This is a genomic window from Phytohabitans sp. LZ39 (assembly GCF_059359075.1).
This window is the reverse complement of record NZ_JCADBM010000052.1, coordinates 1-14,274: the sequence shown is the minus strand read 5'-3', so window position 1 is coordinate 14,274 and position 14,274 is coordinate 1. Positions and strand designations below refer to the sequence as shown.

General features: G+C 71.1%; 14 protein-coding genes. 13 read left to right on the top strand and 1 reads right to left on the bottom strand.

The features are described 5' to 3' along the window. Window positions 1-199: 199 nt before the first annotated feature. Window positions 200-688 (bottom strand): transcriptional regulator BldD, encoded by a 489-nt coding sequence (bldD, locus tag AC5L36_RS45230; protein WP_173053573.1) that lies wholly within the window; start codon window positions 686-688, stop codon window positions 200-202. 296 nt (window positions 689-984) lie between these two features. On the opposite strand from bldD, the gene pyrR reads away from it, so the two are divergent. From pyrR to AC5L36_RS45165, 13 genes are all read left to right on the top strand, one after another. Further along, window positions 985-1,545: a bifunctional pyr operon transcriptional regulator/uracil phosphoribosyltransferase PyrR gene (pyrR, locus tag AC5L36_RS45225; RefSeq protein ID WP_441225288.1), complete on the top strand. Its 561-nt coding sequence runs from the start codon at window positions 985-987 to the stop codon at window positions 1,543-1,545. Further along, entirely contained in the window at window positions 1,542-2,444 is a 903-nt protein-coding gene (locus tag AC5L36_RS45220; protein WP_441225287.1) for an aspartate carbamoyltransferase catalytic subunit, read from the top strand. The genes pyrR and AC5L36_RS45220 overlap by 4 nt, the downstream gene beginning before the upstream one ends. Further along, the gene (locus tag AC5L36_RS45215) at window positions 2,441-3,703 is read left to right on the top strand and encodes a dihydroorotase (protein WP_441225286.1); all 1,263 of its coding nucleotides are present in this window, start codon (window positions 2,441-2,443) and stop codon (window positions 3,701-3,703) included. The genes AC5L36_RS45220 and AC5L36_RS45215 overlap by 4 nt, the downstream gene beginning before the upstream one ends. An 85-nt stretch (window positions 3,704-3,788) precedes the next feature. Further along, the gene (gene carA / locus AC5L36_RS45210) at window positions 3,789-4,895 is read left to right on the top strand and encodes a glutamine-hydrolyzing carbamoyl-phosphate synthase small subunit (protein ID WP_441225284.1); all 1,107 of its coding nucleotides are present in this window, start codon (window positions 3,789-3,791) and stop codon (window positions 4,893-4,895) included. Continuing rightward, complete coding sequence (carB, locus tag AC5L36_RS45205; protein ID WP_441225282.1) at window positions 4,888-8,202, top strand: carbamoyl-phosphate synthase large subunit; 3,315 nt, start codon at window positions 4,888-4,890, stop codon at window positions 8,200-8,202. Before carA ends, carB begins: the two co-directional genes overlap by 8 nt. Next, complete coding sequence (locus tag AC5L36_RS45200) at window positions 8,199-9,227, top strand: quinone-dependent dihydroorotate dehydrogenase (protein WP_441225281.1); 1,029 nt, start codon at window positions 8,199-8,201, stop codon at window positions 9,225-9,227. The genes carB and AC5L36_RS45200 overlap by 4 nt, the downstream gene beginning before the upstream one ends. A gap of 13 nt (window positions 9,228-9,240) precedes the next feature. After that, complete coding sequence (locus tag AC5L36_RS45195; RefSeq protein ID WP_441225280.1) at window positions 9,241-10,521, top strand: adenosylmethionine--8-amino-7-oxononanoate transaminase; 1,281 nt, start codon at window positions 9,241-9,243, stop codon at window positions 10,519-10,521. Between the two features lie 18 nt (window positions 10,522-10,539). Further along, window positions 10,540-11,382 carry an orotidine-5'-phosphate decarboxylase gene (pyrF, locus tag AC5L36_RS45190; protein ID WP_441225278.1) on the top strand — a complete coding sequence of 281 codons (843 nt, stop codon included), beginning with the start codon at window positions 10,540-10,542 and terminating at the stop codon, window positions 11,380-11,382. A gap of 168 nt (window positions 11,383-11,550) precedes the next feature. Next, window positions 11,551-11,868, top strand: a complete 318-nt coding sequence (gene mihF / locus AC5L36_RS45185; RefSeq protein WP_173053557.1) for an integration host factor, actinobacterial type — start codon at window positions 11,551-11,553, stop codon at window positions 11,866-11,868. Window positions 11,869-11,900: 32 nt separating this feature from the next. Continuing rightward, complete coding sequence (gene gmk / locus AC5L36_RS45180; protein WP_441225275.1) at window positions 11,901-12,506, top strand: guanylate kinase; 606 nt, start codon at window positions 11,901-11,903, stop codon at window positions 12,504-12,506. A 14-nt stretch (window positions 12,507-12,520) separates the two neighbouring features. Next, on the top strand, window positions 12,521-12,784 hold the full coding sequence (rpoZ, locus tag AC5L36_RS45175; protein ID WP_173053553.1) for a DNA-directed RNA polymerase subunit omega: 264 nt from the start codon (window positions 12,521-12,523) through the stop codon (window positions 12,782-12,784). A 4-nt stretch (window positions 12,785-12,788) separates the two neighbouring features. Then, on the top strand, window positions 12,789-14,003 hold the full coding sequence (gene coaBC, locus AC5L36_RS45170) for a bifunctional phosphopantothenoylcysteine decarboxylase/phosphopantothenate--cysteine ligase CoaBC (protein ID WP_441225274.1): 1,215 nt from the start codon (window positions 12,789-12,791) through the stop codon (window positions 14,001-14,003). An 89-nt stretch (window positions 14,004-14,092) separates the two neighbouring features. Continuing rightward, the coding region (locus tag AC5L36_RS45165; RefSeq protein ID WP_441223715.1) for an S-adenosylmethionine synthetase N-terminal domain-containing protein at window positions 14,093-14,274 on the top strand (182 nt) is incomplete at its 3' end.

Genomic DNA, 14,274 nt, shown 5'->3' with positions numbered 1-14,274 from the left:
GTACATCGCCCGCGAGCTCTACCAAATCATCACAACAAACGACCCTGACCCCGCCGCTTGACAACCATAGGAGCATCGTCGCGGTAGCTCAAATAAAGCGGAAAGGCACGTGGTTCGGTGCGAACCACGTGCCTTTCGGGCCGTGCGGTGGCGGGCGGGCGCCGGGGAGGAGGCGCCGCGCCGCCGGTGAGGCCGGACCTCAGGAGGCGAAGAACGCCCGCGGGTCGGCCACCAGCACCCCGGCCTCGGTCAGGCGCTCGATGAGGCCGGAGGGCGAGATGTCGTACACGATCGCCAGCGCGCGGAGGTCGTCGGCGCGGATGGAGAGGACGCGGCCGTTGTAGTCGCCGCGCTGCTGTTGGATCGCGCGCGCGTACCGGGCGACGTAGGCGAGCTCGTCGGACACCTCGTCGTACAGCCGCTCCAGGTCGAGCACGATCTTGTTGGTGGGCTCGTGCCGGACGCCGCTGCCGTCGGGCAGCAGCTCCGAGACGGGCACGCGGTAGAAGTCCGCCAGCTCGGCGAGGCGGGACACGGTGACCGCGCGGTCGCCGCGCTCGTACGAGCCGACCACGACGGCCTTCCAGCGCCCGTTCGACTTCTCCTCCACCCCTTGCAGGGACAGGCCCTGCTGCTGGCGGATGGAGCGCAGGCGGGCGCCCAAGGACTTGGCGTACTCAGAGGGCATTCCGACACTCCCAGTGCTCTGCCCGGGGTTCTCCCCAGCTGTTCGCTACGGAGCGTGACGGTACGGGGATTGAGACACAGCGTCAAGTGCCCCTAAACGCATTCCCGCGCGATAAAAGCATACTTGTCCGCTTTCGCACCAGTACTGATTCGTAGCTCAGGAGGTGTTGCGAGGGGTTCGCAAGGTCCACTGGTAACGTTGCGTGCGGCCACCGGCCGGCCCGCGACCCGCGGGACGCGCCGGACATCGACACCCTTTAAGGCCCGTCCCGTGAGGCGGGGAAGGAGTGACCGCCAGTGGCGTTACCGCAGGCTGCCCTCGCGAAGTCCATCCTGAGTGCCGACGACGTCAAGCGGATCGTCGACCGCATCGCCCACCAGATCCTGGAGAAGACCCAGGGGGCGGCGGACACCGTTCTCTTCGGCATCCCGACGCGGGGCGTGCCGCTCGCCCGCCGCCTCGCCGACCGCATCCGCACCTTCGAGGGCATCGACGTGCCCGTGGGTGTGTTGGACATCACGCTTTACCGTGACGATCTCCGAAGCCAGGCCACCCGCGCGATCGGGCCGACCGAGGTGCCACCGGCCGGCGTGGACGGTCGGCGGGTGATCCTCGTCGACGACGTGCTCTTCTCCGGCCGCACCGTGCGGGCCGCCCTCGACGCGCTCAGCGACATCGGCCGCCCGCGCTCGGTGCAGCTGGCGGTGCTCGTCGACCGCGGCCACCGCGAGCTGCCGATCCGCGCCGACTACGTCGGCAAGAACATCCCCACGGCGCTCAGCGAGAGCGTCAAGGTCGCCCTCGACGAGATCGACGGCGCGGACGAGGTCAAGCTCTACGGGGGTAACCACTCATGAAGCACCTGCTCTCCGCCGCGGACCTGGACGCGGCGACGGCGACGCTGGTCCTCGACACGGCGGCCGAGATGTCCACGGTCGCCGGCCGCGAGGTGAAGAAGCTGCCCACGCTGCGCGGCCGCACGGTCGTCAACCTCTTCTACGAAGACTCGACCCGTACTCGAATCTCCTTCGAGGCGGCCGCCAAGCGCCTCTCCGCCGACGTCATCAACTTCTCGGCCAAGGGGTCGAGCGTGTCCAAGGGGGAGAGCCTCAAGGACACCGCCCTCACGCTCCAGGCCATGGGCGCCGACGCGGTGGTGATCCGCCACCCCGCCTCGGGCGCGCCGCACCGGCTGGCCACCTGGGTGGAGGGCTCGGTGCTCAACGCCGGCGACGGCACCCACGAGCACCCGACGCAGGCGCTGCTCGACGCGTACACGATGCGCTCCCGCCTCGGCCGCCTCGCCGGGCTGAGCGTCGCGATCGTGGGCGACGTGCTGCACAGCCGGGTGGCCCGCTCCAACGTGCACCTGCTCGCCACGCTCGGGGCAAAGGTCACGCTGGTCGGCCCGCCCACGCTGATCCCACCGGACCTGCGCACCGAGGTCTCGTACGACCTCGACGCCGTGCTGCCCGACGCCGACGTGGTGATGATGCTGCGCGTGCAGAGGGAGCGCATGAACGCCTCCTACTTCCCGAGCGAACGCGAGTACGCCCGCCGTTACGGGCTGGACGGGCCGCGCATGCGCCGGCTGCCCGAGCACGCGATCGTCATGCACCCCGGCCCGATGAACCGGGGCATGGAGATCGCACCCGAGGTGGCCGACTCGACCCGATCCACCATCGTCGAACAGGTCGCCAACGGGGTCTCCGTGCGGATGGCCGTCCTCTACCTGCTGCTCGGAGGCAAGTCGTGAGCTTTCTCGTCAAAGGCGTTTCCATCCTCGGCCGGGGGAAGACCGACCTTCTGATCCGCGACGGCGTGATCGCCGAAGGCGGGGCGAAGAACGCCCAGGTGATCGACGCCGACGGCCTCGTCGCGCTGCCCGGCCTCGTCGATCTGCACACCCACCTCCGGGAACCGGGACGCGAGGACGCCGAGACGGTGGAGACCGGCTCGCGGGCGGCGGCCCTCGGCGGCTACACGGCGGTCTGCGCGATGGCCAACACCTCGCCGGTGGCCGACACGGCCGGCGTCGTCGAGCAGGTCTACCGGCTGGGCCGCGAGGCCGGGCTCGTCGACGTGCAGCCGATCGGCGCGGTGACGGTGGGGCTGGCCGGCGAACGGCTGGCCGAGCTCGGCGCGATGGCCACGTCGGCGGCGCAGGTGCGCATCTTCTCCGACGACGGCCACTGCGTCGCCGACCCGCGGCTGATGCGGCGGGCGCTGGAGTACGTGAAGGCGTTCGACGGCGTGATCGCCCAGCACGCCGAGGAGCCGCGGCTGACCGAGGGCGCGCAGATGCACGAGGGCGAGGTCGCCACCCGCCTCGGGCTGACCGGCTGGCCGGCGGTCGCGGAGGAGGCGATCATCGCCCGCGACGTGCTGCTCGCCGAGCACGTGGGCAGCCGCCTGCACGTCTGCCACGTCTCCACGGCCGGCAGCGTCGAGGTGCTGCGCCACGCGAAGGCCAGGGGCGTGAAGGTAACGGCGGAGGTCACGCCGCACCACCTGCTGCTCACCGACGAGCGGGCGACGAGCTACGACCCGGTCTTCAAGGTGAACCCGCCGCTGCGTACCAAGGCCGACGTGGAGGCGCTGCGCGAGGCCCTGCGTGAAGGGGTCATCGACGTCGTCGCCACCGACCACGCGCCGCACGCGGTGGAAGACAAGGAATGCGAGTGGGCGTACGCCCGGCCGGGCATGCTCGGCCTGGAGACCGCGCTCTCGATCGTGCTCGACGTCCTGGGCGACGACTGGGACATGATCGCCGAGCGGATGTCCCGTACGCCGGCGCGGATCGCCGGGCTGGCCGACCACGGCCACGACCTGGCGCCCGGGGTGAAGGCAAACCTCACGCTCGTCGACCCGGCCGCGCGCCGCGTCGTCGACCCGGGGGAGTCGGCCAGCCGCAGCCGCAACACGCCGTACGCGGGCATGACGCTGCCCGGCCGGGTGGTCGCGACGTTCCTGCGCGGCGAGGCAACGGTGCTCGACGGAAAGGCTGTCTTGTGATCCGTGCGAGGAATGAGCTTCGACGGCCTGGACGTCGCCGCGGGCCTGGGCATGCGAGTCCCGCAGTCCGGATCGGAGGTAGGCAATGAGGAAGCCCGCCATCCTGGTGCTCGAAGACGGGCGTGTGTTCCACGGCGAGGCGTACGGCGCGGAGGGGGAGACCTTCGGCGAGGCGGTCTTCACCACCGGCATGACCGGCTACCAGGAGACGCTGACCGACCCGTCTTACCACCGGCAGGTCGTCGTGCAGACCGCCCCGCACATCGGCAACACCGGCGTCAACGGTGAAGACGACGAGTCGGGCCGGATCTGGGTCGCCGGCTACGTCGTGCGCGACCCGGCCCGGATCGGTTCCAACTGGCGCGCCACCGGCGGCCTGGAGGAGCGGCTCGCCGCCGAGGGCGTGGTGGGCATCAGCGGGGTCGACACCCGCGCGCTCACCCGCCACCTGCGCGAGCGGGGCGCGATGCGGGTCGGTGTGTCCACTGAGGAGACCGACCCGATCGCCCTGCGCGAGCGGGTGCTCGCCGCGCCCGAGATGGTCGGCGCCGACCTGTCGGCCGAGGTGACCACCCCGGAGATGTACACAGTGGAAGCCGACGGCGAGCACCGGTTCACGGTGGCCGCCCTCGACCTGGGCATCAAGCGCAACGTGCCGCGGCGGCTGGCCGCCCGCGGCGTCACCACCCACGTGCTGCCCGCGACGTCCACGGTGGACGATCTGCTCGGGCTCGGCGCGGACGCGGTCTTCTTCTCGCCCGGCCCGGGCGACCCGGCGACCGCCGACCACCCGGTGGCGCTGGCCCGCGAGGTGATGCGGCGGCGGGTGCCGCTGTTCGGCATCTGCTTCGGCAGCCAGATCCTGGGGCGGGCGCTGGGCTTCGGTACCTACAAGCTGCGCTACGGCCACCGCGGCATCAACCAGCCGGTGCTCGACCGCACGACCGGCAAGGTCGAGGTGACCTCGCACAACCACGGCTTCGCGGTCGAGGCCCCACACGGCGAGGTCGTCGAGACAGACTTCGGCCGGGTGGAGGTCTCGCACATCTGCCTCAACGACAACGTGGTCGAAGGGCTGCGGGCGCTCGACGTGCCCGCCTTCACCGTCCAGTACCACCCGGAGGCGGCCGCGGGCACGCACGACGCGGACTACCTCTTCGACCGGTTCGTGGAGTTGACCGACGATGCCTAAACGGACCGACATCCAGCACGTGCTCGTGATCGGCTCGGGGCCGATCGTGATCGGGCAGGCGTGCGAGTTCGACTACTCCGGCACCCAGGCGTGCCGGGTGCTGCGCGCCGAGGGGCTGCGGGTCAGCCTGGTCAACTCCAACCCGGCGACCATCATGACCGACCCGGAGTTCGCCGACGCCACGTACGTCGAGCCGATCACGCCGGAGTTCGTCGAGCTGGTCATCGCCCGGGAGAAGCCCGACGCGCTGCTGCCCACGCTCGGCGGCCAGACCGCGCTCAACACCGCGGTCGCGCTGCACGAGTCGGGCGTGCTCGACAAGTACGGCGTCGAGCTGATCGGCGCCCGCATCGACGCGATCCGCCGGGGCGAGGACCGCCAGCTGTTCAAGGAGATCGTCGCCAAGGCCGGCGGTGAGACGCCGCGCAGCCGCGTGTGCCGGTCGATGGACGAGGTGCGCGAGACCGTCGCCGAGCTCGGGCTCCCGGTGGTCATCCGGCCCTCGTTCACGATGGGCGGTCTCGGGTCCGGCATGGCGCACACTCCCGAAGACCTGGAGCGGATCGCGGGCGCGGGCCTGGCCGCCTCCCCGGTGCACGAGGTGCTGATCGAGGAGAGCGTACTCGGCTGGAAGGAGTACGAGCTGGAGCTGATGCGCGACCGCAAGGACAACGTGGTCGTGGTCTGCTCGATCGAAAACGTCGACCCGATGGGCGTGCACACCGGCGACAGCGTCACCGTCGCGCCGGCCATGACGCTGACCGACCGGGAGTACCAGCGGATGCGCGACCTCGGCATCGCGGTGCTCCGCGAGGTCGGGGTGGACACCGGCGGGTGCAATATCCAGTTCGCGGTGCACCCGGGCGACGGGCGGCTCGTGGTCATCGAGATGAACCCCCGGGTCTCCCGCTCGTCCGCGCTCGCCTCCAAGGCCACCGGCTTCCCGATCGCCAAGATCGCCGCGAAGCTGGCCATCGGGTACACATTGGACGAGATTCCCAACGACGTCACCCAGGAGACGCCGGCCGCATTCGAGCCCGCGCTCGACTACGTGGTGGTGAAGATCCCGCGCTTCGCGTTCGAGAAGTTTCCCGGCGCCGACCCCGAGCTGACCACCACGATGAAGTCGGTCGGCGAGGCGATGTCGCTGGGCCGCAACTTCACCGAGGCGCTCAACAAGGCGATGCGCTCCCTGGAGTCCAAGGCGGTGGGCTTCTGGACCGCGCCGGACCCGGACTCGTCGCTGGAGTCCACTTTGGAGGCGCTCCGCACCCCGCACGACGGGCGGCTCTACACCGTCGAGCGGGCGCTGCGGCTCGGCGCGACGGTGGAGCAGGTCGCGTCGGCGACGGGCGGCATGGATCCGTGGTTCCTGGACCAGATCGCCTCGCTCGTCGAGCTGCGCGCGGAGATCGTCGCCGCGCCGGTGCTCGACGAAGCGCTGTTGCGGCGGGCGAAGCGCGCCGGACTCTCCGACTGGCAGATCGCCGCGCTGCGCCCCGAGTTCGCCGGCGAAGACGGCATCCGCACGCTCCGCCACCGGCTGGGCCTGCGCCCGGTGTACAAGACGGTGGACACGTGCGCGGCCGAGTTCGCCGCGAAGACGCCGTACCACTACTCCTCCTACGACGAGGAGACCGAGGTCGCCCCCTCTGACCGGCCCAAGGTGCTGATCCTCGGCTCCGGGCCGAACAGGATCGGGCAGGGCATCGAGTTCGACTACTCGTGCGTGCACGCGGTGATGGCGCTCCGGGCGGCGGGCTACGAGACCGTGATGGTCAACTGCAACCCGGAGACCGTCTCCACCGACTACGACACCGCCGACCGGCTGTACTTCGAGCCGCTCACCTTCGAAGACGTGCTGGAGGTGTGGCACGCCGAGCACTCGTCCGGCACCGCCGCGGGCGGGCCCGGCGTCGTCGGTGTGGTCGTGCAGCTCGGCGGCCAGACTCCGCTCGGCCTCGCGCAGCGGCTCAAGAACGCGGGCGTGCCGATCGTCGGCACCACGCCCGAGTCCATCCACCTCGCCGAGCACCGGGGCGCGTTCGGCGCGGTGCTGGCCAAGGCCGGGCTGCGGGCACCCGCGCACGGCACGGCCACCTCGTTCGAGGAGGCCCGCGCGATCGCGGACGACATCGGGTACCCGGTGCTGGTCCGCCCGTCCTACGTGCTCGGCGGGCGCGGCATGGAGATCGTGTACGACGAGCCGACCCTCCGCGACTACATCGGCCGGGCCACCGAGATCTCGCCGGACCACCCGGTGCTCGTCGACCGCTTCCTCGACGACGCGATCGAGATCGACGTCGACGCGCTCTGCGACGCCACCGGCGAGGTGTACATCGGCGGCGTGATGGAGCACATCGAGGAGGCCGGCATCCACTCCGGCGACTCCTCGTGCGTGCTGCCGCCGATCACGCTCGCCGGCTCGCACCTGACCCAGGTGCGCCGGTACACCGAGGAGATCGCCCGGGGCGTGGGCGTGCGCGGCCTGCTCAACGTGCAGTACGCGCTCAAGGACGACGCCCTCTACGTGCTGGAGGCCAACCCGCGCGCGTCGCGCACCGTGCCGTTCGTGTCGAAGGCGACCGCGGTGCCGCTGGCGAAGGCGGCGAGCCGCATCATGCTCGGCGCCACCATCGCCGACCTACGCGCCTCCGGCCTGCTGCCGGCCACCGGCGACGGCGGGGCGCTGCCGGACGGGGCGCCGATCGCGGTCAAGGAGGCGGTGCTGCCGTTCAAGCGGTTCCGCACGCCGGCCGGCAAGGGCGTCGACAACCTGCTCGGCCCGGAGATGAAGTCGACCGGCGAGGTGATGGGCATCGACGCCGGCTTCGGGCAGGCGTTCGCGAAGTCGCAGGCGGGCGCCTACGGCTCGCTGCCCACCGCCGGCCGCATCCTGGTCACGGTCGCCAACCGGGACAAGCGGGCGATGGTCTTCCCGGTCAAGCGCCTCGCCGACCTCGGCTTCGAGATCGTGGCGACGGCGGGCACGGGCGAGGTGCTGCGTCGGTACGGCATCGCGGTGTCGGTGGTGCCGAAGCACTTCGAGGTGTCGCTCGGCGACGCCGTCTCGCTCATCGCCGCCGGCGAGGTCGCGCTGGTCATCAACACACCCCAAGGATCAGGAGCCAGTGCCAGATCCGACGGGTACGAGATCCGGAGCGCCGCGGTCACCGCGGACATCCCGTGCATCACGACGGTGCCGGGGGTGACCGCCGCGGTGATGGGCATCGAGGCGCTGATCCGGGGCGACATGTCGGTACGCCCGCTCCAGGAGCTGCACGAGGCCCTGCGGGCCGAGTCGTGATCTACTCCCTCGCCCGGCCGGCCCTGTTCCGGATCGGGGGCGGTGACGCGGAGGCGGCGCACGAGTGGACGCTGCGCCGCCTGTCCCGCCTCTCCCCGCGGGTGCTGGCGGTGCTGCGCCGCCGGTACGCGGTGGCCGCGCCGGTGCGGGTCTTCGGCGTCGACTTCCCCAACCCCGTGGGCCTCGCCGCCGGCATGGACAAAAACGGACTCGCGCTGCCCGCGTGGCCCGCGCTCGGCTTCGGCTTCGTCGAGGTGGGGACGGTCACCGCGTACGGGCAGCCGGGCAACCCCCGCCCCCGCCTCTTCCGCCTCCGGGAGAGCCAGGCCGTGATCAACAGGATGGGCTTCAACAACGAGGGCGCGGCGTCGCTGGCCGCGCGCCTGATGGAGACCGGCCCGCTGCCGGTGCCGCTGGGCGTCTCGCTGGGCAAGTCGAAGGCGACCCCGCTGGGTGAGGCGGTGGCCGACTACCACGCCTCGTACGACCTGCTGCGCGACCACGCGTCCTACGTGGCCGTCAACGTCTCCTCGCCGAACACGCCCGGCCTGCGCGCGCTCCAGGACCGCGAACACGTCGACGCGCTGCTGGAGGCTCTGGTCGGCGGGCCGCCGGTGCTCGTGAAGATCGCCCCGGACCTGACCGAGCCGGCGATCGCCGAGCTGCTCCAGGTGTGCATGGACCGGGGCGCGGCCGGCGTGATCGCGACCAACACGACGCTGTCCCGTGCGGGTGTGGCGGCTGCCGACACCGCCCTGGCCGCGGAGGCGGGCGGCCTGTCCGGGCGGCCGCTCACCGCACGGGCCCGCGAGGTCGTCGAGTTCGTCTGCCGGGAGACCGGGGGAGCGCTGCCGGTGATCGGCGTCGGCGGCATCCTCGACCCGGACGACGCGACCCGCCTCTTCGACGCGGGCGCGAGTCTCGTGCAGCTCTACACGGGTTTCATCTACCGGGGCCCGGCCCTGGTGCGGTCGATCGCCCGCGCCGCCCGGTCGAGGCCGACGCGGGCGGTTGGCGTGCCATAGGGGAGGCGTTTGGATGAGGCCGGACGAGATCGTGGCGTTGGACCGGGCGCACGTGTGGCACCCGTACGGGCCGATGCCGGGCACCACCGATCCGTACGTCGTGGAGAGCGCCGACGGCGTGCTCCTGCGGCTGGCGGACGGGCGGGAGCTGGTCGACGGGATGTCGTCGTGGTGGGCGGCGATCCACGGGTACCGGCATCCGGTGCTGGACGCGGCCGTGGTCGGGCAGCTCGGGCGGATGAGCCACGTGATGTTCGGCGGGCTGACCCACGAGCCCGCCGTGGCGCTCGCCCGCACGCTCGTCGAGGTGACGCCGGAGGGGCTGGAGCACGTCTTCCTCTGCGACTCCGGCTCGGTGAGCGTCGAGGTCGCGGTCAAGATGGCGCTCCAGTACCAGCGCTCCCGCGGGCGTCCGCACAAGCACCGGCTGGCCACGTGGCGGGGCGGGTACCACGGTGACACCTTCCATCCGATGAGCGTCTGCGACCCGGTGGGCGGCATGCACCAGCTCTGGACGGACGTGCTGCCCCGCCAGGTGTTCGCACCGGCGCCGCCGGACGGGTTCGACGCGCCGCCGGACGAGGGCTACCTCCAGACACTCAAGGCGGCGCTGGAGGCGCACGCCGAGGAGCTGGCGGCGGTGATCGTCGAGCCGGTCGTGCAGGGGGCCGGCGGCATGCGCTTCCACAGCCCGGCGTACGTGCGCGCGCTGCGCGAGCTGACCCGGGAGTACGACGTCCTGCTGATCCTCGACGAGATCGCCACCGGCTTCGGCCGTTCCGGGGCGTTCTTCGCCGCCGACCACGCCGGGGTCACGCCCGACATCATGTGCGTGGGCAAGGCCCTGACCGGCGGCTACCTGAGCCTGGCCGCGACCCTGTGCACGGCGGACGTGGCCGCCGGGATCTCGGCCGGCGCGGTGCCGGTGCTGGCGCACGGGCCGACGTTCATGGGCAACCCGCTCGCCTGCGCGGTCGCGAGCGCCTCCATCGGCCTCCTGCGCGACGGTGACTGGGCGGGGGAGGTGTCACGGATCGAGACGGCCCTCCGGGCCGGCCTGGCGCCTCTGGAGGGCGCTCCCGGGGTGCTGGACGTGCGGGTGCTGGGTGCGATCGGCGTGGTGCAACTGGACCGGCCGGTCGACATGGCGGCCGCGACGGCCGCGGCGGTGGGCGCCGGCGTGTGGCTGCGCCCGTTCCGCGACCTGATCTACACGATGCCGCCGTACGTGGCGGACGATCTTGACGTAGCGCGAATCACCCGGGCGGTCGCGGTGGCCGCCCGCGCGGCCTGAGCAGGAGGATGCCGACAAATGGAGACTTTCGGGGCGCGGCTGCACCGGGCGATGGCGGAACGGGGGCCGCTGTGCGTGGGCGTGGATCCGCACCCGTCGCTCCTCGCGGCGTGGGGGCTGCGGGACGACCCGGACGGCCTGGCGACCTTCTGTGGAACGGTCGTGGAAGCGATCGGCGACCGCTGCGCGATTGTGAAGCCGCAGTCCGCATTCTTCGAGAGGCATGGATCGCGAGGAATCGCCAGCCTTGAGTCAACTATCCGACAGTTCAAAGATGCCGGGGCGCTCGTTCTCCTGGACGTCAAGCGGGGAGATATCGGTTCCACGGTCCGCGCGTACGCCGACGCGTACCTGGATCCATCCAGTCCTCTGTATGTCGATGCGATCACCGCGAGTCCCTACCTGGGAGTAGGTTCGCTCGCCCCGATGTTCGAGACGGCGGCCGCGCACGGCGGCGGCGTCTTCGTGCTCGCGCTGACGTCCAACCCGGAAGGACCGTACGTGCAACACGCGGTCGCGGCGGACGGCCGGACCGTCGCGCAGGCCGTCATCGATGAGATTTCCCAGCTCAACAGGGGTGCGGAGCCGCTGGGCAGCTTCGGATTGGTGGTCGGGGCGACCGTAGGCGTGACAGGCCACGACCTCTCCGGGGTGGGCGGGCCCATGCTCGCGCCGGGTCTCGGCGCTCAGGGCGGGACACCGGATGATCTTCGTCGGGTCTTTTCCGGGAACGTTTCGGCAGTGCTCCCGTCGTACTCTCGGGAGGTGCTCAAACACGGTCCGGACACCGCGGCCCTGCGTGCGGCCGTGGAGCGTGTGCAGGCCGACTGCCGGGTGGTGCTGAGCGGCGCCGCAGGGTGATGCCGCGGTCACGATTGCGTGATCATGGCGCGCCGACGTTGCCGAAAACGTCGCTGCCCGCTAGTTTTCCCGGCGCCGGGAATCACATGCCCCTTTGGTTCCGGGCCACACCATGTTTCACAGATGCGGCGGTGGTTCGCCGCCGCGATAGGGACCTGAGGAGAACTGGTGCCGCTCCCGTCACTGAGCCCCGAACAGCGCGCAGCAGCGCTGGAGAAGGCTGCGGAGATCCGCAAGGCCCGCGCTGAGCTGAAGGAGCAGCTCAAGCAGGGCAAGACCACCCTCGCCGCCGTGCTCGAACGTGCCGAGACCGACGACGTCGTAGGCAAACTCAAGGTCTCGGCCGTGCTTCAGGCGCTCCCGGGCATCGGCAAGATTCGAGCGACCCAGATCATGGAGAAGCTCAAGATTGCCGACAGCCGGCGCCTGCGCGGACTCGGAGAGCAGCAGCGTAAGGCGCTGCTTGGGGAGTTCGCTTCAAACTGATCCGCCGCACCGTGTAGAAACAAGCAGTGAGCATGGAAGACGACGCGCGCCCGGAAGCGGCTCGCCTCACCGTCCTGTCCGGCCCCTCCGGAGTCGGGAAGGACAGCGTGATCGAGCTGATCCGGGCGCGCTCGCCGTGGGTGTGGCTGTCCGTGTCGGCCACGACCCGGAAGATGCGTGACTACGAAGTCGACGGAGTGCATTACTTCTTCGTCGACCGGACCGAGTTCGAGCGGATGATCGCCACCGGCCAGTTCCTGGAGTGGGCCGAGTTCGCCGGCAACCTGTACGGCACGCCCCGCGGTCCGGTCGAGGACCGGCTGCACCAGGGCGAGCCGGTCCTGCTGAAGATCGACTTGCAGGGCGCCCGCCAGGTGCGGGAGGCGATGCCGGACGCGCGGCTGGTGTTCCTCGCCCCGCCGAGCGTCGAAGAGCTCAAGCGGCGCCTCATCGGCCGGGGCACCGACGACGAGGAGACCATCCGCCGCCGCCTGGCCCACGCCGACGAGGAGCTGGCCGCCGAGCGCGAGTTCGACGTGACGGTGGTCAACGACTATGTCGAGCGTGCCGCCGACGAGTTGGTAAGCTTGCTCGGTTCATCATTTCTCGCCCCGGCGCGGCCGGGATCAAACACCTGACTAGAAGGATCCACGTGGGCTCCGTCGCCAATCCTGAAGGCATCACCAACCCGCCGATCGACGAGCTGCTCGAGAAGACCACCTCGAAGTACGCGCTGGTCATCTTCGCCGCCAAGCGTGCCCGCCAGGTCAACGCGTACTACAGCCAGCTCGGCGAGGGCCTGCTGGAGTACGTCGGACCCCTGGTGGAAACCACTCCGCAGGAAAAGCCGCTCTCCATCGCGATGCGCGAGATCAACGCCGGCCTGCTGACGGCCGAGCCCACCGACAACCCGTAACCCGGTGGCCGCGGTCGTCCTCGGTGTAGGCGGCGGCATCGCCGCCTACAAAGCCTGCGAGCTGCTGCGGCTCCTCACCGAGTCCGGTCACGCGGTCCGCGTGGTGCCGACCGCGTCGGCCCTGCGCTTCGTCGGCGCGCCCACCTGGGCGGCCCTGTCCGGTCAGCCCGTCGCCGACGACGTGTGGTCCCAGGTGCACGAGGTGCCGCACGTGCGGATCGGCCAGAGCGCCGACCTGGTGGTCGTCGCGCCCGCCACCGCCGACCTGCTCGCCAAGGCCGCACACGGGCTCGCCGACGACCTGCTCACCAACACGCTGCTCACCGCGCGCTGCCCGGTGGTGTTCGCGCCGGCCATGCACACCGAGATGTGGGAGCACCCCGCCACCGTCGCCAACGTGGCCACGCTCCGCGCCCGTGGCGCGATCGTGATCGAGCCGGCGGTGGGCCGCCTCACCGGTGCCGACTCCGGCAAGGGCCGTCTGCCCGACCCCGCCGAGATCTTCGCGATCTGCCGCCGCGTCCTGGCCCGAGGCGACCTTCCGGCCGCCGACCTGGCCGGCCGCCATGTGGTCGTGACCGCCGGCGGCACCCGCGAGCCGCTCGACCCGGTGCGCTTCCTGGGCAACCGCTCCTCCGGCAAGCAGGGGTACGCGTTCGCCCGCGCCGCCGCCGCGCGGGGCGCCCGGGTCACGCTCGTCAGCGCCAACGTGACGCTCGCCGACCCGGCCGGCGTCGACCTCGTGCGGGTCGGCTCGACCGAGGAGCTGCGCAAGGCCACCGTCGAGGCGGCCGCGAGCGCCGACGTGGTGGTGATGGCCGCCGCGCCCGCCGACTTCCGCCCGGCGGCGTACTCACCCTCGAAGATCAAAAAGGTCGACGGCGGTGGCGCGCCGGTGATCGAGCTGGTCACCAACCCCGACATCGCGGCCGAGCTGGGCGAGCGCAAACGTCCTGGTCAGGTGCTCGTCGCGTTCGCGGCGGAGACCGGTGACGGCGACGACGCGGTCGACAACGCCCGCGCCAAGCTGGCCCGCAAGCGCGCCGACCTGATCGTGCTCAACAGGGTCGGCGTCGACCGCGTGTTCGGCGCCGACGCCAACACCGCGGTCGTGTTCGGGGCCGATGGTTCGACCACCGAGCTGGCCGAACAGCCGAAGGACGAGCTGGCCGACGCCGTGCTCGACCTGGTCGTACCCCACTTAACCCACCTGTCATAAGGGGTAGTCAGGCTGTTGGCCTAGGTTAAGGCTCTAGCGGCGATGGCTAGACTGCCGCGAAACATGAAGACACCAACGTGAGGAGCACCGTGGCACGCCGCCTGTTCACCTCCGAGTCGGTCACGGAGGGCCACCCGGACAAGATCGCTGACCAGATCAGTGACGGCATTCTCGACGCGTTGCTCGCCCAGGACCCGCGTAGCCGGGTCGCGGTCGAGACGCTGATCACGACCGGTCAGGTGCATGTGGCCGGTGAGGTCACCACCAAGGC